The organism is Labrys sp. LIt4 (assembly GCF_017813775.1).
Classification (GTDB): domain Bacteria; phylum Pseudomonadota; class Alphaproteobacteria; order Rhizobiales; family Labraceae; genus Labrys; species Labrys okinawensis_A.
In genome coordinates, this window is sequence record NZ_JAGIPY010000001.1 from 231358 (window position 1) to 254037 (window position 22680).

Annotated in this window: 23 protein-coding genes and 1 tRNA gene; 14 read left to right on the forward strand and 10 right to left on the reverse strand. The window is 64.0% G+C overall.

Going from position 1 to position 22680, the window contains the following annotated elements; all coding sequences use genetic code 11:
* The first annotated feature begins 90 nt into the window (after positions 1-90).
* Together J8I29_RS01050 and J8I29_RS01055 are read left to right on the forward strand one after the other, a co-directional pair.
* Positions 91-1104 carry a histone deacetylase family protein gene (locus tag J8I29_RS01050; protein ID WP_209430320.1) on the forward strand — a complete coding sequence of 338 codons (1014 nt, stop codon included), beginning with the start codon at positions 91-93 and terminating at the stop codon, positions 1102-1104.
* A gap of 95 nt (positions 1105-1199) precedes the next feature.
* Positions 1200-1391: a hypothetical protein gene (locus J8I29_RS01055; protein ID WP_105864428.1), complete on the forward strand. Its 192-nt coding sequence runs from the start codon at positions 1200-1202 to the stop codon at positions 1389-1391.
* A gap of 150 nt (positions 1392-1541) precedes the next feature.
* On the opposite strand, the gene J8I29_RS01060 is transcribed toward J8I29_RS01055, so the two are convergent.
* The 5 genes from J8I29_RS01060 to J8I29_RS01080 form a co-directional block, all read right to left on the reverse strand.
* Entirely contained in the window at positions 1542-1778 is a 237-nt protein-coding gene (locus J8I29_RS01060) for a hypothetical protein (RefSeq protein ID WP_209430321.1), read from the reverse strand.
* 260 nt (positions 1779-2038) lie between these two features.
* Positions 2039-3205, reverse strand: a complete 1167-nt coding sequence (nagA, locus tag J8I29_RS01065; RefSeq protein ID WP_209430322.1) for an N-acetylglucosamine-6-phosphate deacetylase — start codon at positions 3203-3205, stop codon at positions 2039-2041.
* Complete coding sequence (locus J8I29_RS01070; RefSeq protein ID WP_105864431.1) at positions 3202-4212, reverse strand: SIS domain-containing protein; 1011 nt, start codon at positions 4210-4212, stop codon at positions 3202-3204. The genes nagA and J8I29_RS01070 overlap by 4 nt, the downstream gene beginning before the upstream one ends.
* 14 nt (positions 4213-4226) lie before the next feature.
* Positions 4227-5009, reverse strand: coding sequence for a GntR family transcriptional regulator (locus J8I29_RS01075; protein ID WP_209430323.1), 783 nt, complete (start codon positions 5007-5009; stop codon positions 4227-4229).
* An 80-nt stretch (positions 5010-5089) separates the two neighbouring features.
* The gene (locus tag J8I29_RS01080) at positions 5090-5992 is read right to left on the reverse strand and encodes an N-acetylglucosamine kinase (RefSeq protein WP_209430324.1); all 903 of its coding nucleotides are present in this window, start codon (positions 5990-5992) and stop codon (positions 5090-5092) included.
* 337 nt (positions 5993-6329) lie between these two features.
* Here J8I29_RS01080 and J8I29_RS01085 point away from each other — a divergent pair, with 337 nt between their 5' ends.
* The 5 genes from J8I29_RS01085 to J8I29_RS01105 all read left to right on the forward strand — a co-directional run bounded on the left by J8I29_RS01085 (position 6330) and on the right by J8I29_RS01105 (position 11738).
* On the forward strand, positions 6330-7586 hold the full coding sequence (locus J8I29_RS01085) for an ABC transporter substrate-binding protein (RefSeq protein WP_209430325.1): 1257 nt from the start codon (positions 6330-6332) through the stop codon (positions 7584-7586).
* A gap of 113 nt (positions 7587-7699) precedes the next feature.
* The gene (locus tag J8I29_RS01090) at positions 7700-8632 is read left to right on the forward strand and encodes a sugar ABC transporter permease (RefSeq protein WP_209430326.1); all 933 of its coding nucleotides are present in this window, start codon (positions 7700-7702) and stop codon (positions 8630-8632) included.
* A gap of 10 nt (positions 8633-8642) precedes the next feature.
* A complete protein-coding gene (locus tag J8I29_RS01095; RefSeq protein ID WP_105864435.1) occupies positions 8643-9482 on the forward strand; it encodes a carbohydrate ABC transporter permease in 840 nt (279 codons plus the stop codon).
* Positions 9483-9631: 149 nt separating this feature from the next.
* Positions 9632-10633 carry an ABC transporter ATP-binding protein gene (locus J8I29_RS01100; protein ID WP_105864436.1) on the forward strand — a complete coding sequence of 334 codons (1002 nt, stop codon included), beginning with the start codon at positions 9632-9634 and terminating at the stop codon, positions 10631-10633.
* A gap of 142 nt (positions 10634-10775) precedes the next feature.
* Complete coding sequence (locus J8I29_RS01105; RefSeq protein ID WP_209430327.1) at positions 10776-11738, forward strand: pyridoxal-phosphate dependent enzyme; 963 nt, start codon at positions 10776-10778, stop codon at positions 11736-11738.
* Positions 11739-11780: 42 nt separating this feature from the next.
* On the opposite strand, the gene J8I29_RS01110 is transcribed toward J8I29_RS01105, so the two are convergent.
* The 5 genes from J8I29_RS01110 to J8I29_RS01130 form a co-directional block, all read right to left on the reverse strand.
* Positions 11781-11933 carry a hypothetical protein gene (locus J8I29_RS01110; RefSeq protein ID WP_209430328.1) on the reverse strand — a complete coding sequence of 51 codons (153 nt, stop codon included), beginning with the start codon at positions 11931-11933 and terminating at the stop codon, positions 11781-11783.
* Positions 11934-12372: 439 nt separating this feature from the next.
* Positions 12373-12447 (reverse strand) — tRNA-Gly (locus J8I29_RS01115).
* 162 nt (positions 12448-12609) lie between these two features.
* Positions 12610-13209 (reverse strand): nitroreductase family protein, encoded by a 600-nt coding sequence (locus tag J8I29_RS01120; protein WP_209430329.1) that lies wholly within the window; start codon positions 13207-13209, stop codon positions 12610-12612.
* A 157-nt stretch (positions 13210-13366) separates the two neighbouring features.
* Entirely contained in the window at positions 13367-13858 is a 492-nt protein-coding gene (locus tag J8I29_RS01125; protein ID WP_105861361.1) for an acyl-CoA thioesterase, read from the reverse strand.
* 67 nt (positions 13859-13925) lie between these two features.
* Positions 13926-14951: an NAD(P)-dependent oxidoreductase gene (locus J8I29_RS01130; protein WP_209430330.1), complete on the reverse strand. Its 1026-nt coding sequence runs from the start codon at positions 14949-14951 to the stop codon at positions 13926-13928.
* A gap of 110 nt (positions 14952-15061) precedes the next feature.
* Between J8I29_RS01130 and apaG the strand changes: the two genes are divergently transcribed.
* The 7 genes from apaG (at position 15062) to J8I29_RS01165 (ending at position 22674) form a co-directional block, all read left to right on the forward strand.
* Positions 15062-15454 (forward strand): Co2+/Mg2+ efflux protein ApaG, encoded by a 393-nt coding sequence (gene apaG, locus J8I29_RS01135; RefSeq protein ID WP_105861363.1) that lies wholly within the window; start codon positions 15062-15064, stop codon positions 15452-15454.
* A 268-nt stretch (positions 15455-15722) separates the two neighbouring features.
* Positions 15723-16805: a PspA/IM30 family protein gene (locus J8I29_RS01140; protein WP_209430331.1), complete on the forward strand. Its 1083-nt coding sequence runs from the start codon at positions 15723-15725 to the stop codon at positions 16803-16805.
* A 13-nt stretch (positions 16806-16818) separates the two neighbouring features.
* Positions 16819-17484 carry an OB-fold-containig protein gene (locus J8I29_RS01145; protein WP_245196527.1) on the forward strand — a complete coding sequence of 222 codons (666 nt, stop codon included), beginning with the start codon at positions 16819-16821 and terminating at the stop codon, positions 17482-17484.
* A gap of 6 nt (positions 17485-17490) precedes the next feature.
* Complete coding sequence (locus J8I29_RS01150) at positions 17491-19230, forward strand: flotillin domain-containing protein (RefSeq protein ID WP_209430332.1); 1740 nt, start codon at positions 17491-17493, stop codon at positions 19228-19230.
* A 317-nt stretch (positions 19231-19547) separates the two neighbouring features.
* Complete coding sequence (locus J8I29_RS01155; RefSeq protein WP_209430333.1) at positions 19548-20780, forward strand: aspartate aminotransferase family protein; 1233 nt, start codon at positions 19548-19550, stop codon at positions 20778-20780.
* A 2-nt stretch (positions 20781-20782) separates the two neighbouring features.
* The gene (gene argF, locus J8I29_RS01160; RefSeq protein ID WP_105861366.1) at positions 20783-21703 is read left to right on the forward strand and encodes an ornithine carbamoyltransferase; all 921 of its coding nucleotides are present in this window, start codon (positions 20783-20785) and stop codon (positions 21701-21703) included.
* The gene (locus J8I29_RS01165) at positions 21700-22674 is read left to right on the forward strand and encodes an Hsp33 family molecular chaperone (RefSeq protein WP_105861367.1); all 975 of its coding nucleotides are present in this window, start codon (positions 21700-21702) and stop codon (positions 22672-22674) included. Before argF ends, J8I29_RS01165 begins: the two co-directional genes overlap by 4 nt.
* The last annotated feature ends 6 nt before the right edge of the window (positions 22675-22680 follow it).

The window sequence follows — 22680 nt, forward strand, 5'->3', positions numbered from 1 at the left end:
ACAGCCAGCGGCAATTTGCCGGACACGGCTCCTGCCGGATCGGCTAGACAAGAGGCGGATCGAGTCGCAGCGGACGGAGGAATGGCGGGCATGAAGGTCGTATTCAGCGAAACCCAGAGGCGCCACGACCCGAGCTTCTTTCTGTCGAGCGGCACGCAACGGCCCAATCCGGAGGTGCCGCGCCGTTGCGATATCCTGCTGCGGGCAGCCCTTGGTGCCGGGCTGACGCAGATCGCCCCCGACGATGCCGGGCTGGCGCCCGTCGCCGCCGTGCACAAGCCCGACTATATCCACTTCCTGCGCCACATCCATGCGCGCTGGCTCGAGATCGACGGGGCTTCGGCCGAGGTGATCCCCAACATCCATCCCGATCGCCGCAACGGGGCCTATCCCGCCTCCGCCGTGGGGCAGGCGGGCTATCACATGGCCGACACCGCCTGCCCGATCTCCGCCGGGACCTATGAAGCGGCTCTGGCCAGCGCCCACACGGCCTATCATGCTCCCGGCCTCGTGCTCGACGGGGAACGCGCCGCCTATGCGCTTTGCCGGCCGCCGGGCCATCACGCCTTCGCCGATCTTGCCGGCGGGTTCTGCTTCTTCAACAATAGCGGTATCGCCGCCCAGGCCCTGCGCAGCCGCTACGACCGCGTCGCCATTCTCGATGTCGACCTGCATCATGGCAACGGAACCCAGGGCATGTTCTATGGCCGTTCCGATATCTTCACCGTTTCCGTCCACGCCGATCCCATCCGCTTCTATCCCTTCTTCTGGGGGCACGCGGACGAGCGGGGTGAAGGCGAGGGGCTCGGCTACAATCTCAATCTGCCCCTGCCACGCAAAACGGGGGACGAGGGCTTCCTCACGGCCCTCGACGTGGCCCTGGATCGCATCGCCGCCTTCGCACCGGGCGCGCTGGTGGTGGCGCTCGGCCTCGACGCTTTCGAGGGCGACCCTTTCCAGGAATTGACGGTGACCACCAAGGGGTTTGGCCGGATCGCCGCCCGCATCGCCAGCCTGGGGCTGCCGATGGCGATCGTGCAGGAGGGAGGCTATGTCTGCGATGCGCTCGGCGACAATCTCGCCAGTTTCCTTGGCGAGCTGTGAGGCATTTTTTCGTCCCCCTCGGGTTACGACATTAAATTGCCGGGGTCGGGGCGTAGGTTCGTTGTTGGTTTGGGACGATTGAGGGAGTTGTTCCGATGACCAGTCTCGCAGCCGATGCCAGTGCGCTGCTGGCAGCCCTCTGGATGCCGGCTTTGTTCAAGGTCCTGGCCGCCGATATCATCATCGGCGCGGTCATCCTGTCGGGCTACCTCTGGCACAGGAAACAGGAACGCTGCAACGCCGAGCTGTCCGAGCGCAAATGGGGCGGGCGACACCTGCATGGCTGAGGCCGAGCCTCAAACTCCACGGACCGTTTTCCTTCCAACCTCTCGCTGGCCCCGTCGGTATAACAGCTTATATCAAGCCCCGAAAATAGTGGCCCGCTTGAGTACTCCCGGGAGTACTGGTCCGTGTGTCGGCTTCTTCGCGGGCTGGTGTCAATGCACGACGGCGCTGGTCGCGTTACCCTTGGACATCCATACCACCAATGCATCGTTGAAAGAGGCCACGGCATCGCAGGCAATCGGGATGCGGATGATGGCCCCGTCCGCGAATTCGAATTCGGCCACGGCGAATTGCCGATGCCCCGGTGAGGTCAGGCCGCGAAATTTCGTGAGAAGCGGCGTGACGACCGAGCCGTCGCCGCTTTCGAGCGGGTCCGAAGGATCGCTCATTCAATCATCCAATTCCCAAATCCAGTAATGGCCCTCCCTATGACGAAGGGCTGTGACATGGGCGTGATACGAAATATATCATTTGAGAATTTTGTTGAACTGGATAGACAGCAGAGATATCAGGCTGCCGCAAAGGCAAGAAAAACATACTATGAAGCTGTCGTAACCGCGACTGAGCGTAAGCTGAGGATGAAGGCGCCCTCTGAGCAAATCTTCGCAGAAAGCGCATTGAAAGAAAATCCTAATTTATTGTATTGACGCTACGTATTTGATCGGAAAACAACCGATCCACTGATCCAGACCGAGGCAATCGCCAGATCATCCGTCAGCACCACCATGTCGGCTCGGCTGTCTCGGCCCAGGCGGCCATAATGCCGATCCATGCCCACGGCCAGGGCGGGGTAAAGCGAGGCCATGCGCAAGGCTTCGCCGAGATCGACGCCGATCCGCTCATGCATGAAGCGCACGGCCGAAATCATGTCGAGGTCGGCGCCGGCGAGCGTGCCGTCATCCAGGGTCAGGCGGCCGTTTTCGCGTTTGATCACGCGGCCGTTGAGCGTGAACTGCCGCATGTCCGTGCCGATCGTGGCCATGGCGTCGGTGACCAGGAAGATGCGGCCGGGCGGCCGCTTGGCCCGCAGGGCGATGTCGATCGTGGTGGGATCGACATGGATGCCGTCGGCCACCAGGCCGGCGGAGAAGCCGCCAAGGGCGATCGCGGTGCCGGCGAGCCCCGGCTCACGGTTCTTGATCTGGCTCATGGCGTTGAACAGATGCGTCGCCATGGATGCTCCCGCCTCCGCCGCCGCGACCACGTCACCATACTCGGCGTCGGAATGGCCGATGCTGACGACCAGCCCGGCTTCGGAGAGCCGGCGGATCTGGGCCGGCGTCACCGATTCCGTGGCCACCGTCGTCAGCAGGACGGGGACTTGGCTCCTGGCCGCGACCAGCCTGGCGAGATCGCTCTCCTCCATCGGTCGGATCAATTGCGGGTCGTGGGCGCCCTTGCGTGAGACGGCCAGGTGCGGGCCCTCGATATGCAGGCCGAGGAAGCCCGGCACCTTCTGCCGTGCGGCCTCAGCGCCGGCCTCGAGGGCCTCGGCGGTGATGGCGGGCGTGTCGGTGATCAGGGTCGCGAGCAGCGCCGTGGTGCCGAACTGCGCATGGGCCGCGCAGATGGTGGCGATGGTTTCGGCGTCGCGGCGGTCGTTCAGCATCACGCCGCCGCCGCCATTGACCTGGAGGTCGATGAAACCGGGTGCGATGAAGCCGGCCTCGACCGTCTCGACCGCAATGCCCGCCGGGATGGCGGTGCGAGGCACGATCGCCTCGATGCGCTCGCCATCGACGATCACGGCTGCATCCTGGTGCCAGCCTTCGCCGTCGAAGATGCGCGGGGCCAGCAGGGCCGATTGCGTGCTCATACCGTCTCCGTGACCTTGCGCAGATTGCGGGGCTCGTCGGGATTGAGGCCGCGACGACGGGCAAAGGCCTCGACGAAGGCGTAGAAGGAAGCGATCAGCACCAGCGGGTCGGTCAGCGGGTGGCCGGTGGCTGCGAAAGGCAGGCGGGCGGCCTGCTGGGCGCCGTCGGCGGTGATGAAGGCGGCGGCTCCCTTGGCGGCGAGCGCGTCGGCGGTTCCGATGATGGAGCTTTCGGCCTTGTCGCGCGCGGCGAGGGCGAGCACGGGAAAGCCCGGCCCGACCAGCGCCATCGGCCCGTGCATGACCTCGGCGCCGCTATAGGCTTCCGCGTGCACGGAGCAGGTTTCCTTGAACTTCAGCGCCACCTCGTTGGCGATCGCCAGGGCAGGGCCGCGGCCGAGCACGAAGACCGAGGAGGTGCCGTCCAGGGCGTCGGCCAAGGCGGTCCAATCGCAGGCAACCGCCTGTTCAAGCTGGCGAGGCAGGTCGTGCAGGGCGGCGAGCAGCGCTGTGTCGCCGGCCCAGTGGGCGAGGATGCCGAGACCCGCCACGGCGGAATTCACGAAGGTCTTGGTGGCGGCAACGCTCTTCTCGGTGCCGGCAGCGATGTCGATGGCATGATCGGCCGCGAGCGCCAGGGGCGAGCCCGCCGTGTTGGTCAAGGCGATGGCGACCGCGCCGCTACGGCGCACGGCCTCCGCCATGGCGACGATGTCGGGGCTCTTGCCCGATTGCGAGATGGCGAGACTGGCGGCGCCGGCGAGCTTGAGCGGCGCTTCGTAGATCGAGGCGATGGAGGGGCCGAGCGAGGCGACGGGGACGCCGGTGGTCAGCTCGACCGCATATTTGAGAAAGGAGGCGGCATGGTCCGATGAGCCACGCGCCACGGTGACGAGGACGCGCGGGTCGACGGCTTTCAGCGCGGTGCCGGCCCGCTCCATCTCGGCCGCCGATTGTTCGAACAGCCGTGCGACGGCCTGGGGAATTTCCAGCACCTCGCGGCGCATATGGGTTTGGGATGTCACGGTGCTTCTCCTTCGCTGGGCTCGGCCAGCCGCAATTCCGCCACGAAATCATAGGTATCGCCCCGATAGATCGATCGGGTGAATTCAACCACCTTGCCGCTCGGCAGATAGGAGACGCGCTCGATGTTGAGGCTGGCGGCCCCGGGAGGCACCCGCAGGAGCTGGGCGTCTTCCGGTCCGAGATTGGCGGCGGAGATGCGCTGGACGGCGCGTACCGGCTTGTTGCCGTGCTCGGCAAGGGCCGCATAGAGCGAGGAGCCGACCGCCTCCGGATTCGGCAGCAGCGAGGCGCCGATCGAGGCACGCTCTATCGCAACGGCGGCTTCATTGGCAAAGCGCAGGCGGTTCACGCGCGCCACCATCTCGTTGGCGGTCAGGCCGAGCACCATCGTCTCCTGCGGCGAGGGCACGTAGAGGCCCCGCTCGAGCCAGACCGACTGCACCAGCTTGCCGCGCCGCGCCATATCTTCGGTGAAGGAGGTCAGGCGGGACAGGGATTGCTCGACGCGCTCGATGCGGGGCGCCACGAAGGTGCCGGAACCATGGCGCTGGATCAGCACGCCCTGTTCCACCAGGTTCTGCAGCGCCTTGCGGACGGTGACGCGCGAGATGTCGGCCTTGATGGCGATGTGGCGCTCGGAGGGGAGTGCGTCACCGGGCGTCAGGACGCCGTCCCGGACCGCTTCCTCGATCGATTTGCGCAATTGCAGGTAGAGCGGCGCATTGCTGCCCTTGGCATCGGCGAGGGAGCGGAAGATGAGGTCGACGGCGTCACTCATGGCTTGCCTTTCCAAGCCGAATTCCCGGACCTGTCCCGTGAAGGAGGGCAAGAGTTCGGCGTCACTCAACGCTCTGGCGATCATGGCTGGATCAGCCCTCGTATGCCATCCGACATTGACCGCTCCAGGCCGAATAGTCGGGCAGCCATCGTCACCGCACCGCCCAAAGCGTCCTGCAGGGGCGGCACGAGCCGCTCACTGTGCCTTGCGGAGAGGCGAGGCCCGATCAGCGTTGCCAGCCCGCCCAATAAGCAACGGGGCGTTGCATTGGCAAGCCCGAGGGCATCCAGCGATGCCTCGACCGCCGCGACGGCTCGACGGACGATTCTGGCCGCCGTCGGATCGCCGCGGTCGAGATAGTCGAAGACCATTGGCGCGAAGGTGCCGAAATCGCGCGGCCGGGCGGCCTTGGTGAACTCGACGATCTCCTGCGGGTCGTCATGATGGGCGGTCAGTACTGCCCCGACGAGGGGCGAGCGGGGGACGATGCCGTCATAGGCGAGCAGGGTCTCCTCGAGCAGGTCGCGGCCGATCCGGGCCCCGCTGCCCTGGTCGCCGACGGCAAGCCCCCAGCCCCCGAGATGACGGACCTGGCCCGACTGGCGTGCCAGATAATGGCTGCCGGTGCCCAGAATGCCGATGGCGCCGTCTCCCGCGCCGATCGCGCCTTCCAGGGCGATGAGCACGTCGGTTTCGATGCGGCATTGGCGGAAGGGAAGGCGGGCGAGCAGCCTGGTGGCATAGGCTGCGATATTGGCGCCGGCCATACCGAGCACGATGGGCGTATCCGGGATGCGGGCAGGGTCCTGGCCGGCATTGGCGAAGGCCTGGCTCACCGCGGCCATGATGTTCTCGCAGGCTCCGTCCAGATCCGTGCGGATGTTCGCCGGTCCGGCCTTGGCGCGGCCGATGATCTGGCTCTGGGCCGTTGCGAGCGCAGCCCTGCAGCTTGTTCCTCCGCCATCGATGCCAAGCACCATCATTGCCGTCTTCTCCTATGGCGTAACAATACCAATAAGCTACCACTCGTCAAGGAGAATTCGGGCATGAAAAACAATATGAAGCAATATCAATGATTTAATTGGATTTTGGCGGCTTGCTAAGAAAAGTACCGCAAGACCACTGGACAAGTGGTATTTATTTGGTATTGTACGCGACCGTCGAAGGGGGGGCATGGCGACGCAGGATCGCCGGGTCTCCGGACAGCGGGCCAGCCGCCGGCCGGTAGGGCAGCGCAAAGCGTGCGTTCCGGTGGGGCTGGATTACCCCGACATCGACCAGAGCCGGCCCTGGCAGTGGCCGGTACAGGGAGGAAGACGGATGAAGAAGCGACTTTTGGCGGCCCTTTTGCTGGGCTCCGCTTTTCTCGGTGCGACGGCCGCCTCGGCCGAGGACGCAACGCTCACCATCGAAAGCTGGCGCAACGATGATCTCGCCATCTGGCAGGAGAAGCTGATCCCTGCCTTCGAGAAGGCAAATCCCGGCATCAAGGTGAATTTCACCCCGTCGGCGCCGCCCGAATATAATGCCGCGCTCAATGCCAAGCTCGATGCCGGTACAGCCGGCGACGTGATCGCCTGCCGTCCTTTCGATGCCTCGCTCGAGCTCTACAAGAAGGGGCAGCTGACGGATCTGTCCGGCCTCGCCGGCATGGACAATTTCACCGACGCCGCCAAGTCTGCCTGGCAGACCGATGATGGCAAAACGACCTTCTGCGTGCCGGTGGCATCGGTGATCCACGGCTTCATCTACAACAAGGACGCCTTCGACAAGCTCGGCCTCAAGCCGCCGCAGACGGAGGAGGAATTCTTCGCCGCGCTCGACAAGATCAAGGCCGACGGTACCTATATCCCGATGGCGATGGGCACCAAGGATCTGTGGGAAGCCGCCACGATGGGCTACCAGAACATCGGTCCGAACTACTGGAAGGGTGAGGATGGCCGCCTGGCGCTGATCAAGGGCACGCAGAAGCTCACCGATGCCGATTGGGTCGAGCCCTTCGTCACGCTGGCCAAGTGGAAGTCCTATCTGGGCGATGGTTTCGAAGCGCAGACCTATCCCGACAGCCAGAACCTGTTCACCCTCGGCCGCGCCGCCATCTATCCGGCCGGTTCCTGGGAAATCTCCCCGTTCGGCGCCCAGGCCCAGTTCAAGATGGGAGCCTTCCCTCCGCCCGTGCGCAAGGCCGGCGACACCTGCTACATCTCCGACCACAACGATATCGGCTTTGGCCTGAACGCCAAGAGCAAGAACCCGGAAGCGGCCAAGAAGCTGCTCGCCTGGATGGCTTCGCCCGAATTCGCTACGCTCTACGCCAATGCGCTTCCGGGCTTCTTCAGCCTCGCCAAGAACGAGGTGAAGCTCGACAATGCCCTGGCTCAGGAATTCGTGTCCTGGCGCAACAAGTGCAAGTCGACCATCCGCTCGACCTACAAGATCCTCTCGCGCGGCACGCCCAATCTCGAAAACGAGAGCTGGGTCGAATCCGCCAATGTGATCAACGGCGTCGACACGCCGCAAGCCGCTGCCGAGAAGCTCCAGAAGGGGCTCGACAGCTGGTACAAGCCGGCTAAGTAAGTTAGCTCCGACCTTCACCCTCCCCCTCCAGGGGAGGGTGAAGGAGGCCAAGACACGTCTCCCGTCATATCGCCATCTCCGGCCACAGCAACGCACAGGCGAGGATTGCTGCGATGTCTCTCGAAGATTCCCAGGCCAGAAAAGCGTTCCGCTGGCACATTCCGATTTTCCTGGCGCCAGCCGTCATCATCTACACGCTGGTGATGATCCTGCCGCTGGTCGGCACCCTGCAGCTTTCGCTGTTCCGGACCGCCGACGGTGCGTCGCATTTCGTGGGGCTCGACAATTTTCGCACGCTGTTCGGCGATCCGCGCTGGGCCTCCAGTTTCTGGAACGCCCTGCGCAACAATTGCTGGTTCTTCCTCATTCACATGGTGGTGCAGAACCCGATCGGCGTCGTGCTGGCGGCGCTGCTCTCCCATCCCAAGCTGCGCTTCGCCGCGTTTTACCGCACGGCGATCTTCATCCCGACCGTGCTGTCCTTCGTGATCGTCGGTTTCGTGTGGAAACTGATCCTCTCCCCGCTCTGGGGCGTGGCGCCCTCGATGCTGGACCTGATCGGCCTCAAGAGCTGGTTCACGCCGCTGCTCGGCAAGGAAGCCTATGCGCTGACCACGCTCGGCCTCGTCTCGGTCTGGCAGTTCGTGGGCATTCCGATGATGCTGATCTATGCCGCCCTGCTGTCGATCCCCGACGAAGTGATCGAGGCTGCCGAAATGGACGGCATCACCGGCATCGCCCAGTTCTGGAAGATCAAGCTGCCGCTGATCCTGCCCTCGATCGGCATCATCTCGATCCTTACCTTCGTCGGCAATTTCAATGCCTTCGACCTGATCTATTCGGCGCAGGGGGCTCTGGCCGGGCCGAACTACGCCACGGACATCCTCGGCACCTTCCTCTACCGCACCTTTTTCGGCTTCCAGCTGCAGCTCGGCGATCCGAACATGGGCGCCACCATCGCCTCCATGATGTTCTTCATCATCCTGGCGGGCGTGTGCGTCTACCTCTTCGCCATCCAGACGCGGCTCAGGCGGTATCAGTTCTGAGGAGATCGACATGAGCAAAGCCACGCACTCGCCGGCCCGGTCGATCGCCGCCCATGCGGTGCTGATCGCCTACACCGTGATCGCCCTGTTTCCGGTGATCCTGATCCTGATCAACTCCTTCAAGTCGAGGGATGCGATCTTCCGCTCGCCCCTGACGCCGCCGGGGCCGGCAACCTTCGACGCCATCGGCTACAAGACCGTGCTCGCCCAGGGCGATTTCTTCCTCTACTTCCAGAACAGCATGATCGTCACAGTGGTCTCCCTGTTCTTCGTGCTGCTGCTCGGCGGCATGGCGGCCTTCGCGCTGGCCGAGTACCGCTTCAGGGGCAACACCCTGATGGGGCTTTATCTGGCATTGGGCATCATGATCCCGATCCGGCTCGGCACCGTCGCCATCCTGCAGCTCATGGTCGCCTCGGGCCTGGTCAATACGCTGACGGCCCTCATCCTGGTCTATACGGCGCAGGGGCTGCCCCTGGCGGTGTTCATCCTGTCCGAGTTCATGAAGCAGGTCTCGGACGATCTCAAGAATGCCGGCCGCATCGACGGATTGTCGGAATACCGCATCTTCTTCCGCCTCGTCCTGCCGCTGGTGCGGCCGGCCATGGCCACTGTCGCGGTCTTCACCATGATCCCGATCTGGAACGATCTGTGGTTCCCGCTGATCCTGGCGCCGGGCGAGAGCACCAAGACCATCACGCTCGGTACCCAGGTCTTCATCGGCCAGTTCGTCACCAATTGGAATGCCGTGCTCGCCGCGCTGTCGCTCGCCATCCTGCCGGTGCTGGTGCTCTATGTGATCTTCTCGCGGCAGCTCATCCGCGGCATCACCTCGGGCGCCGTCAAATAGCGGCCTCTATTGAGCCGGCTTACGGCAACCTCGTCATCGTCCGCTGGAGCAAAGTGCGTTCAACCGTAGACGCCTGCTCGGTCCCATTCTTTGGCAGCGGATGAAAAAGCGCGCATGCGCCCCACAGTCACAATTCCAGGGGAGATATCATGGGTTCGCTGAATATCGAGAATGTGAAGAAATCATTCGGCTCGGTCGATATCCTCAAGGGGATCAATCTGGCGGTGGAGGACGGGGAGTTCGTCGTCTTCGTGGGGCCGTCGGGCTGCGGCAAGTCCACGCTGTTGCGCATCATCGCCGGGCTTGAGGACACCACCTCCGGCGTGGTGAAGATCGACGGCCAGCGAGTCAACGACGTGCCGCCGGCCAAACGCGGCATCGCCATGGTGTTCCAGAGCTATGCGCTCTACCCGCATCTCACCGTGCGCAACAATATGGGCCTCGGCCTCAAGCAGGCCGGCGAGGCGGCGGCGGAGATCGACAGGCGCATCAAGACGGCCTCGGGCATGCTGGCCCTCGAACCCTATCTGGAACGCCGACCCTCCGAGCTCTCCGGCGGCCAGCGCCAGCGCGTCGCCATCGGCCGCGCCGTGGTGCGCGAGCCCAAGCTCTTCCTGTTCGACGAACCGCTGTCCAACCTCGACGCGGCATTGCGCGTCAACACCCGCATCGAGATCGCCCAGCTCCACCAGCGCCTCAAGTCGACGATGATCTATGTGACGCACGATCAGGTCGAGGCCATGACCCTGGCCGACAAGATCGTGGTGCTGAATGCCGGTCATATCGAGCAGGTCGGCGCGCCCATGCAGCTCTATAACGATCCCGACAACACCTTCGTCGCCGGCTTCATCGGCTCGCCCAAGATGAATTTCGTCGACGGGGCGCGCCTCGGCGAAAGCGTGAGGACCATCGGCGTGCGGCCCGAGCATGTCACCGTCAGCCGCGAGGCCGGTGTCTGGAAGGGCACTGTCGTCTATGCCGAGCATCTGGGGGCGGATACCTACCTCTATCTCGATACCGAGAAGGCGGGGTCGATCACCGTACGTCTCTCGGGCGAGTATCGGGTCGAGCCGGGCGAGACCATCCATGCTACGCCGGATCCGGCGCGAACCCTGCGCTTCGACGAGAACGGCAAGCGCCTGCGCGGCTAAGGCGCGGGAATGCGGTGTGCCGATCTCGGTATCGACGTTCTTGGAAACGGTGCGTCCATCGGTAAAGATGCCGGTCGGAAGGCCGGTACACCACACGGCACATGGAACCCATGGCAAAGCATCGGCCAAGGAGAACAATGTCATGAACCCCGACGTTCTGGCCTCGGCCGCCCGTTCGGTACAGGCTCGCCAGCGCATCAAGGCCCATATCTATGAAACGCCGCTGCTACCGTCCCGGCAGATCGGTGCCGACATGGGCAGCCGGCTCTTCTTCAAGGCCGAGAACTTCCAGCTCACAGGCTCCTTCAAGATTCGGGGCGCCAGCGCCAAGATCTCCGCTATGGCGCCGGGCCGGCATCTCGTCACCGCTTCTTCCGGCAATCACGGTATCGGCTCTTCCCAGGCCGCCCGGTCCTTCGGGCGGGACCTGACCGTGGTGCTGCCCGAGACCGTTGCAGCCGCCAAGCTTGCCCGAATCCGTTCCTACGGCGTGGAAACGCTGCTGCATGGCGCGGAGACCTGGTATGCGGAGCAGCATGCCCTCGAACTCGCCCGCGATAGGGATTATGAATATATCTCGGCCTATGACGATCCCGACGTCGTCGCCGGGCAGGGCACCATCGGGCTGGAGCTCCTGGATCAGCATCCCGATATCGACAATGTCTTCATCGCGATGGGCGGCGGCGGCCTGATCAGCGGCATAGGCAGCGTGCTCAAGGCTTTCCGGCCGCGCACGCGCATCTACGGCGTCGCCGCGCGCAATTCCTGCGCCCTGGCCTTGTCGATGGCGGCGGGCGGGGTAATCGAAACCGAGCATCTGGAAACGCTGGCGGATGGGGTTGCCGGTGGGCTTGCCGAGGAAACGATCACGCTCGGCTTGGCGCGGGCAGTCGTGGACGAGACGATCATCTGCACGGAGGAAGAGATCGCCGCGGCACTCCGCGATCTCGCCTTCAAGGAGAACATGCTGGCGGAAGGCTCGGCTGGCCTGGCCTTGGCAGGGTTCGCCAAGGTGGCGCAGGCCTGCCGCGGCCAGGTCAATGTGGTGCTGCTGTGCGGGGCCAATTACGACCGGAACAAGCTGGTCAAGGCCGTGTTCGGCTGAAGAGGCGCTTCCGATTCACTGATCGAGCCGGAGCCCTGGCAGTTACGCGAACGAACCTCCACTGCGTATGGCTGCGTGGGCCTGGCTTTGCGGGATGGCGGTGCTGTCGCCCGCGGGCTCAGCCGAAACAGACGTCAGCGTAATCGCGGTAACAGCGCTGAGAAATAGAAAAATAGACGTGATGAGGATCTTCATTGCTGGAATCCTTGAAAATATTTTTGAAGTAAAACTCTGAAAACTGAAACGTATTCCGCTGCCATGCGAAATGTCGCATGAGCTAAAAATGAAATATTATTTCGTTATTGAATAGGAAGGAGCCGAAGCCCTGCCGCTTCAGCACGTGATTATGCACGCGCCATACAAGCCGGAATGCCTTGTCGGTCCTTGGAATTTTTTGAAATCGGCGAGAACCCCCTTCCCCCGAAAACCTTCTGATTCTCCATGAATGTTACTTACCGGTAACACCCTAGAGCGAAATAGTCAAGACTGTTGGGAGGGGAAGCGGCCATCCCGAAGCCGAATGAAACGGCAATGGGCGGGAAGCGCCCTAAGAGGCCGTACGAGGCCGAGCAACGACATCCTATGGACGGCCAGCATGGCTGGTCTGTGATGGCCGGAAAATCGTGTTGGTTTTTGGAGCGGGCGATGGGAATCGAACCCACGACATTCAGCTTGGGAAGCTGACGTTCTACCTCTGAACTACGCCCGCACAGATTGCTGCGATCTTGTAGCCTGTTTCTCGGGCGTGGATCAAGGCCGCCCATATGCTTTTCGTTGGATGTGACAAGGCCCGGCACAAGGCCGGGCCTGACGCTCTCGTCATCATTGGCTTATCGTGCCGGTTCGCGGCGGCAGCAGTGATCGCCGACCCTCAGCTGAAGACCTTGAAGCGGTCGTTGTCGTTCATGAAGCTCTTCTCGGGGAAGGGCTGTTCGTTGGAGCCGAAGGGCATCTGGGCGCGCAGCTTCCAGGATTTCGGCACATTCCATTCCTTCTGCACGGCCTCGTCGACCAGCGGCGCGTAATGCTGCAGGCTGGCGCCGATGCCATGCTCGGCCAGAGCCGTCCATACGGCGAACTGGGCCATGCCGCCGGACTGCTCGGAGAAAGCGGGGAAGGCATCGGCATAGAGCGGGAACTGCTCCTGCAGGCTCTTAACCACGTCCTGGTCCTCGAAGAACAGCACGGTACCGGCGCCGGCAGCGAAGGAATCCATCTTGGCCTCGGTCGAGGCGAAGCTGTCGGCCGGCACGATCTTGCGCAGGATTTCCTTGGTCAGATGCCAGAACTTGTCGCTCTGCTTGCCGAACAGGATCACGGCGCGCGAGCTCTGCGAATTGAACGAGGAAGGCACATGCTTGATCACGTCCTGGATCAATCTGCTGATCTCTTCCTCGCTCTTGGGCAGCGTCTTGCCCAGGGCATATTGCGTGCGGCGGGTCTTGATATGGTCGATGAAGGACTTGGACATGAGAAGAATTTCTCTCTCAATGAAAATTTGCCAATCCGGAAGAGGTGCTCAAGCAACCTCGACGGCAGACTTGCATGCCCTGAAACGGACATGTCGAAAACCTGCATAATCTCGATCGTTAAGTTCGATGAAATTGATATGTCGATCGCGGCGCCCGTCAGCCGCCACTGTCGACACCCGTCTCGGCCACGGCTTCCAGGCGGGCGGCGATTTCGCGGCGTAGGGTGCGGCGCAGTTCCGCGGCCTTGTAGCGCCGCTCCTCGGTCGGACCGCTGACTTGGAGCGTCGGCACGGCCGAGGGGCGCCCCTCGTCATCCACCGCCACCATGGTGAAGTAGCACGAATTGGTATGGCGACGGGTGCCGGAGCGGATGTTCTCCGCCTCCACCCGGATGCCGACCTCCATCGAGGTCCGGCCGGCATGGTTGATCGACGCCAGGAAGGTGACGAGTTCCCCGACCTGGATCGGTTCCTTGAACATCACCTGATCGACGGAGAGCGTCACCGCATATTGGCCCGAAAAGCGCGAGGCGCAGGAGAAGGCGACGCGGTCGAGCAGGTTGAGCAATGCGCCGCCATGCACCTTGCCGCTGAAATTGGCCATGTCCGGCGTCATCAACACGGTCATTTCCAGGCGGCGGCGATCCATGGTTCTTCCCCTGATCTCATTGCTCGCCGCCGAGTGTAATGAAGAGACCGTGGATGAAAAGCCGCGATCAGGTCTTGCTCACCGGTTGGGAACGCAGGCGGCTGGCGATGGCCGGGTCGGCGCGGCGGCACAGCTGCGGCGGCAGTCCCTTGAGGATGAGTTCGAGATCGGCGACCGCCATGCTGCCGATCTCGAACAGGGCGTCCCTGGTGCCGCCGGTGCGATGGGCCGAGAACACCATGTTCGGTGTGGCGCGCACGGGATCGTCGGCAGGCACGGGTTCGACCGGGAAGACGTCGGTGGCCACGCGGATGTGGCCGCTGCGGGCGGCCGCGATCATGGCCTGGAAATCGACCACCGCGGCCCGGCTCATCAAGAGGAAGGCCGAACCCCTTTGCATCAGGGCAAATTGCGGTGCGCCGAGGAAATGGGCGTTTTCCGTGGTGGGGGCGGCGAACACGACGACGAAACGGCTGCGTTCCAGCAGCGTATCGAGGTCGCTTTGCCGGCAATCCAGCCGCTCGATGATCTCGGCCGGCAGCCAGGGGTCGTAGACCCTGACCTCGTTGCGGAACGGGCGGATGAGCTCGCGAAATTTGCGGCCGAGATCCCCGAAGCCGATGATGCCGACCGGGGCGCCCTCGAAGCGGATGGTATCGAGATTGGCTTCGAGGCCATAGGTCTCGGAGCCCGCGCGGAAGGCGCGGTCGGCGGCGCTGATGCCCCGGGCGAGATCGAGGGCGAGGCCGAGCGCCGCTTCCGCCACCGGGGCCGCGAAGGCAGAGGCCGGTGTCAGCACCCAGACGCCGCGCCCCTGGCAGGCGGCGTAATCGATATTGGGCAGGAAATTCGTTTCGACATTGATGATGGCCTTCAGCTGCGGGGCTCGCTCGAGCCGTTCGCGCGGCATAGCCGTCTGCCCGATGATGGCCACGGCGTGGGGCAGCAGCGCCTCGATCTCGTCGTCATGCATCGGCCTGGCCTCGCTGGTGACAAGGCGTCCGAGGCTTTCGAGCCGGGCTCGCACTGCCGGCGTCATGATCTGCTCGAGCGTACGCGGGAGGGGATCGACGAGAATGACGGGGGCGGCCATGGCGGGTCCTGTGCACGGGAATCGGCAAAGCATGAAGTGTTGCGAAGGACTCCGCAATGGTCAGACCATAAGGGTTTGACGGCGGCGCCCGTGAATGCGTAAATCAAGGCATGTACAGCGCCACCACACGGCATATCAAAGTGACGGTCCGCCCCCGTTTCCTTGCCGAGGAATCGCGGCCGGCGGAGGGGCGCTATTTCTGGGCCTATACGGTGGAGATCGCCAATATGGGCCCGGAAACGGTACAGCTCCGGTCGAGAGCCTGGGAAATCACCGACGAAAACGGCCGGCGCGAGGACGTCAGGGGCGCCGGCGTGGTCGGCGAGCAACCCGTGCTGGAGCCCGGAGAGCGTTTCGAATATACCTCCGGCTGCCCGCTGGGAACGCCATCGGGCCTGATGGTCGGCACCTATCTCATGGTGGCGGAAAGCGGTGAGACTTTCGAGGTCGCCATTCCGGCTTTTTCTCTCGACAGCCCCTACGCCAAGCGCAGCGTGAATTGAGGCCGCAGACAGCCTCAGATTCAACGCGGTTCGGCTGATGGCTAACGCTTCGATTTGTCCCGGCCATCCAAAACCTACCCTACGGCCAGGCAGGAAGGCTGGATTGCCGGGCGTGCGAGCTCGGATGAGCTTTGAGTGAGCTGCCTGATCTGCAGCCGTGTTCTCGTTCCGATTTTGACCTAGTACACTCGAAAATGGGGCTTGTTTCCTTGAAAGCAATAAAGAAGTGCTTTATGTATCGAAAATGATCGGAAAGTCTGATGCCACAATGGTTTTCGTCCTGGCGCCAACCGCTGAAGATCGTGGCGCATTGCAGGCTACCCTCATCGCCTATCGCCAGGCGATGGCTATTCTCGACAGAACCAAGGGAGCCAATCTCGTCGCCCTTCACGAAGAAGCCTACGAGGAAATCCGCCTGAAGACGGGGCTGCCTTCGCGCATGGCGACCCTGGCCTTGCGCGATCACAGCCGGCGGCAGCCGGGCGAGCTGATCGGCGACATTCCGCTCGACTCCAAGCTGTTCTCCGTGAAGGGGCCGGACAGTGTCAGCATCGCCACCATCGAGGGCCGGGTGGTCATGCCCTATTCGGTCAGCGGCTATCACGACGGCTGGGATGACTTCGCCGAAGCCCGCCTCGTCTTCGAAGGCCTGTCGCTGCGCATCGACGTCGGCGTGCAGGCTAGCATCCACTCTCAAAAGGAGATCCCGATGTCTAACGAAGGTATTCTCGCCCGGCTGGGGCGGGTCATCGCCGGCGTCGTCAACAATGCGGTCGATACGGCCGAAGCTTCCAATCCCACCGCCGTCGCCCAGCAAGCCGTGCGTGAGATCGGCAAGATCGCCGAGGAGGCCCGGGCCGCGCTCGGCGTCGCCGTCGCCGCCGGCCACCGCCTCAAGGCCAAGGCCGACGACCTCGACGCCGAGATCCGCGACCTCGACGGCAAGATCAAGATCGGCCTGGAGAAAGGGCGGGAGGATCTCGCCCGCGCCGCGACGGGTGTCCAGATCGATCTGGAAGCCCAGCGCGAGGCACTCTCCAAGGCAATCGCCGAGAATGCCGGCGAGATTGCCGAAGCCGAGGCAACCCTGCGCAGCATCGCCTCGGCTCGTGCCGACGCAATGAAGCGGCTGGAAGATGCCAAGCGGGCGGAGCGTGCCCTTCCTGCCGCCGTGACGCCCTCGCAGCGCAACGACCAGCGGCTCGCCGACGCGCTGGCCGCGCTAGAACGCGTGACCGGCGTGCCGGCCAAGCCCACCACCGGCGCCGCTGAAGTGGAGGAACTCGGCCGGTTGCAGCGCCAGGACGCGATCGAGGCGCGGCTCAAGGCTTTTAGGGAAGGCCAGCGCTGATGGAAGCCCAGTGATGATGGAAACCTTGGTCCAGCCGGGCACGGCACCCTTCTGGGTGGCATTGTTGACGGTGATCGGCATCGGCGTGGTCGAGCTCGTCTCGATGCTGCTCGGTGCCTCCGTCTCAGCCTTGCTCGACGATAGTTTCGGCTTTCATGATCTGGGCCATCACGCCTCCGGCGATCACGAGAGCAGCCTTCTCGGCGCGTGGTCCTCGTGGCTCAACGCCGGCGGCGTACCGCTCCTGGTGCTGATCGTCATCCTGCTTTCAGCCTTCGCGGCCTTCGGCTTCGCCATCCAGTCGGTTGCCCTCGGCCTTGCCGGGCCGCTGCCGGCCCTGATTTCCGTTCCCGGCGCGTTGGCCGCGGCCGTTCCCACCACGCGCTGGATCAGCCGGGGCATTGCCCGCATCATCCCGCGCGACGAAACCAGCGTGCTCAGCCAGGATGAGTTCATCGGCTTGGTCGGCACGGTGACCATCGGCCCGCTCGACCAGGGCAATCCCGGTAGCGTGCGGGTCAAGGACCGCTACGACAATTTCCACGCCCTGCGCGCGAAGGCCGCGCCCGGGCATGTCATCGAAACGGGCGCGCTGGTGTTGATTGTGGATGGAGCAGACGGTCTCTTCCAGGCCATTCCCGCACCGCAGGCACTCGATAGCGACAGCAACAGGAGCTGAACGACCATGGACTTCTTTTCGGTGGGCCTCATCGCCGGTGTCATCGTGACGGCCATCGTCGTCATCGGCATCATCATGACGACCCTCTACACAAGGTCCACGCGCGACAAGGCCTATGTGCGGACCGGGCTCGGCGGCAAGAAAGTGGTGCTCGACGGTGGCTCGGTCATCCTGCCGATCTTCCATTCCTATTCCTGGGTGTCGCTGAGCACGCTGAGGCTCGAGGTCAAGCGTTCCGAATACGAATCGCTGATCACCAAGGATCGCATGCGTGCCGACATCACGGCCGAGTTCTATGTCCGGGTGAAGCCCGACGCGGAGAACATCGCGTTGGCCGCCCAGACCCTGGGCGATCGCACCAATGATGCCGATGCCCTGAAGACCCTGGTGGAAGCCAAGTTCGTCGACGGCCTGCGCTCGGTGGCGGCGACCATGTCGCTGCGCGACCTGCAGGAGCAGCGCGCCGAATTCGTCAAATCGGTGCAGGCGGCGGTAGCGCACGACCTGCAATCCAACGGCCTCGAGCTTGAATCGGTCTCTCTGACGCGGCTCGACCAGACCGATATCAAGCATTTCAACCCGAACAACAGCTTCGACGCCGAAGGCTTGACGGCGCTCACCAAGATCACTGAGGAACGCAAGCGTGAGCGCAACCAGATCGTGCGCGACAACGAGGTGGAGATCGCTACCAAGGACCGTGAAGCGGCTCTGCGGCGCCTGACCATCGAGCGCGAGCAGCGCGACGCGGAGCTCAACCAGGAGCGCGACATCGCCAATAAGACGGCGGAAACGCGCGCCGAGACCGCCAAGGCCGAGCAACTGGCGCGCCTGAGCCAGGAAACTGCCAGGCTCGATACCGACCGGGGTATCGCCGAGCGTGACGCCGAGGCCCGCCAGGCCCGCGAGGCGGCCCGCATCGGGGCAGAGCAGGGCATCGCCGAACGTGAGGCTGTGGCCCGCAAGATCACGGAGACCGCCCGTATCGACGCGGCGATCACTGTGGCCCGCAAGATCGAGGAAGAGCAGGCCGCCCGCGCCAAGGCCGATGAGGCGAAAGCGGCCGCCATCACCGCCGAGGAACAGGTGACCACTGCCCGTGAGGTGGAGATCGCCGAGCGCGCCAAGCGCATCGCCGTGATCGATGCCCGCAAGGCCGCCGAGCAGGAGGCGACCGCCATCACCGTCAAGGCCGAGGCCGAAAGGCAGGCGGCGGAGAACCTGGCCGCCGCCGTCAAGATCCAGGCCGATGCCGAAGCGCAGGCCGCCAAGATCCGCGCCACGGGCGTGATCGAACTCGGCGAGGCCGAGGCCCGCGCAGAGCGGGCCAAGAACGAAGCGCGCAATGCCCTCGCGGAAAGCGTCATCGGCTTCGAGCTTGCCAAGGCTCGCGTGGCGATCGTGCCGCAGGCACTCGAACAGGCGATGAAGCCGATCGAGAAGATCTCTGACATCAGAATCTTCAGTGCGGGCGGGTTGGCCGGCGCTCTTGGCGGTATGGGTGCTGCCGGTGTCAATGGCGGCGGCCAGGCCGGGCATCCGATCGGCGACCTGTCAAGCCAACTCCTCAGCTTCACCGCTCAGAAGCCTATCCTCGACGAGATCCTGGCTCAGGCCGGCTTCAAGGGGGCCGACCCAACCCAGGCGCTGCTGACAGCTTCACTCGCAAGCGCGGGGCACAAGGCGCCTCCCGTCAGTCGCCCGGACGGCATCGCGCCGCCTGTGGACGACGTCGAGCACAAGGGCTGAGAGGGGATTTGACGAGGACATGATGCGGGCTGAATGGCCCGCACTTGCCGGCACAACGCTGCCATTGACACCATCGCCCTCGCGCCTAATATATTTTTCGTCGAAACAGCCGCCCTCAAGCAGCAACCTTGGGGCGGCGTTTTGATTTTTTGGCCCAGGCATTCTGCGTTTTGGCGGCACCGCCAAGGATCGCAAGACGCTGGGGAACCAGAAGTTGGAACAAAGGGCGGATTTGTCAAAACGCGCTTTGCTCCTGTCATCATGATGTTCCAGGACTGCCTCAAACCTCTAGAATTGCCAACCTGAAAGCCACACCCGTGAACGCCTCCGTCAAACCTCAGCCGTCCCATGCTTCCGCCCCATCGGCCATCCTGCCGACTTATGCCCGAGCGGACGTGGCTTTCGAGCGAGGCGAGGGCGTGTGGATGATCGGCTCGGATGGCGAGCGCTATCTCGATTTCGGCGCGGGTATCGCCGTCAATTCGCTCGGCCATGCCCATCCCCATCTGGTCTCGGCCTTGACCGAGCAGGCCCAGAAGATCTGGCACACCTCCAACCTGTTCCAGATGCCGGGCGGCGAGAAGCTTGCCCGCCGGCTGGCTGACGCCACCTTTGCGGACAAGGTCTTCTTCACCAATTCGGGTGCGGAAGCGCTCGAATGCGCCATCAAGATGGCCCGCAAATACCAGTCGGCCAACGGCCATCCGGAGCGTTTCCGCATCATCACCTTCGAGGGAGCCTTCCACGGCCGTACGCTGGCGACCATCGCCGCCGGCGGCCAGGCCAAATATCTCGAAGGTTTCGGCCCCAAGGTCGACGGCTTCGACCAGATCGCCTTCGGTGACCACGAGGTGCTGGACCGGGCGATCACGCCGGAGACGGCTGCCATCCTGGTCGAGCCCATCCAGGGCGAGGGCGGCATCCGCACCCTGCCTCATGCCTGCCTGAAGGGCATGCGCGAGCTCTGCGACGCCAAGGGACTGCTGCTGATCTTCGACGAGGTGCAGACCGGCGTCGGACGCACCGGCAAGCTGTTCGCGCATGAATGGGCCGGTGTGACTCCCGACATCATGGCGGTGGCCAAGGGTATCGGCGGCGGCTTCCCGATGGGCGCCTGCCTCGCCACCGACGAGGCGGCCAAGGGCATGACCGCCGGCGTGCACGGCACCACCTTCGGCGGCAATCCGCTCGCCATGGCCGTGGGCAATGCCGTGCTCGACATCGTGCTCGAGGAGGGTTTCCTGGAGCACGTCGCCAAGGCCGGCCTGCTGTTGCGCCAGCGCCTGGCCGAACTCAAGGACCGCTTCCCCGATATCGTCGAGGAGATCCGAGGCGAGGGACTGATGCTCGGCCTGCGCACGCGCATGACGCCGGGCGAATTCGTCGGTGCTCTCAGGGCGCAGAAGCTGGTGGCCATCCCGGCCGGCGACAATGTCACCCGGCTGCTGCCGCCCCTGATCATCTCGGATGAAGAACTTCTCGAAGGCGTGCGTCGAATCGAGGCTGCCTGTGTCGCCCTCTCGCGCAAGCCAATGACTGCCGGACATTGACGATGGTAAAGCATTTTCTCGATCTTTCCGATCTTCCCGCCCAGGATCTGCGGGCCGTTCTCGATCTGGCCGCCTCGATCAAGGCCAAGCGCGTGAAGGGCGAGCTCGCCCGCGAACGCCCGCTCACCGGCAAGGTCCTAGCCATGGTGTTCGAGCAACCCTCGACGCGAACCCGCGTCTCCTTCGATGTCGGCATGCGCGAGTTGGGCGGCGAGACCCTGATGCTGACCGGCGCCGAGATGCAGCTCGGCCGCGGCGAGACCATCGCCGACACCGCCCGCGTGCTTTCGCGCTATGTCGATGCGGTGATGATCCGCATGCTCGATCACACGGCGGTGCGCGAGCTCGCGGCCAATGCCTCGATCCCGGTGATCAACGGCCTCACCAAGATCTCCCATCCCTGCCAGATCATGGCCGACATCCTGACCTATGAGGAGCATCGCGGCCCGATCAAGGGCAAGACGGTGACCTGGACGGGGGACGCCAACAATGTGCTGACCTCCTGGATCGAGGCGGCGCAGCGTTTCGACTTCACCATGCGCGTCGCCGCGCCTCAGGATCTTTCGGTGCGCAAGGAAGTCGTCGACTGGGCCCGTGCCAACAAGGCGCGGCTGGAGATCGGCACCGACCCCCGCGAGATGGTCGAGGGGAGCGACTGTGTCGTGACCGATTGTTGGGTCTCGATGGGCGATTCCGAAGGCTATCGCCACAATCTGCTGCGGCCCTACCAGGTCAATGCCAAGCTGATGGCGCTCGCCAAGCCCGATGCCCTGTTCATGCACTGCCTGCCGGCCCATCGCGGCGAGGAGGTGACGGACGAGGTGATCGACGGGCCGCAATCGGTGGTGTTCGACGAGGCCGAGAACCGCCTGCATGCCCAGAAGGGTGTGCTCGCCTGGTGTTTCGGACAGGCCGCGGCATGAGTGAGCCCCATCTGACGGAAGACGATCATATCCTGCCCTTCCAGGCGGAGGGGCTGGACGTGCGAGGCCGCGTCGTCAGGCTCGGCCCTGCCATCGATACCATTCTGCGCCGACACGATTATCCGGCGCCGGTGTCGCGCGCCGTCGGCGAGGCGACGGCGCTGGCACTGCTGCTCGGCACCACGCTGAAATTCGACGGCCGCTTCATCCTGCAGACCCGCACGGATGGCCCGGTGAGAATGCTGGTGGTGGATTTTCAGGCGCCGGACCGCGTGCGGGCCTGCGCCACCTTCGACAAGGACGCCGTGGCTGCCGCCATCGAGGCCGGCAAGACGAGCACGATCGAACTGCTCGGCAGCGGCCACCTTGCCATGACGATCGACCAGGGGCCGGACATGGCGCGCTACCAGGGCATCGTCGCCCTGGAAGGCGAGAGCCTGGAAGCGGCAGCGGACCAGTATTTCCGTCAGTCCGAGCAGATTCCCACCCGCGTCCGCCTGGCCGTGGCCGAGAATTACGTGGCCGGGGAGGGGGCGAGCTGGCGCGCCGGCGGCATGATGATCCAGTTTCTGCCGTCCTCGCCCGAGCGCATGCGCATGGCCGACCTGCCGCCAGGCGATGCGCCCGAGGGCGCCGAGGTGATGCAGCATCGCGAGGACGATGCTTGGGTGGAAGCCAAGCTGCTGATGGGGACGGTGGAGGATCACGAGCTGACCGATCCAAACGTATCGGCCGAGGAACTGCTCTATCGCCTGTTCCACGAACGCGGCGCCCGCGTATTCGAGAGCTCGGCCATCATCGAGAAATGCCGCTGCTCGCGCGAGGCCGTCACCACCATGCTGCGCAATTTCTCGCAACAGGATCGCCGCGACATGGTCGCCGACGACGGGTCGATCACGGTGACCTGCGAGTTCTGCAATGCCCGCTACGATTTCGACAAGGCGGAGACGGAAGAACTCGTGAACGCGTAGGGGCGG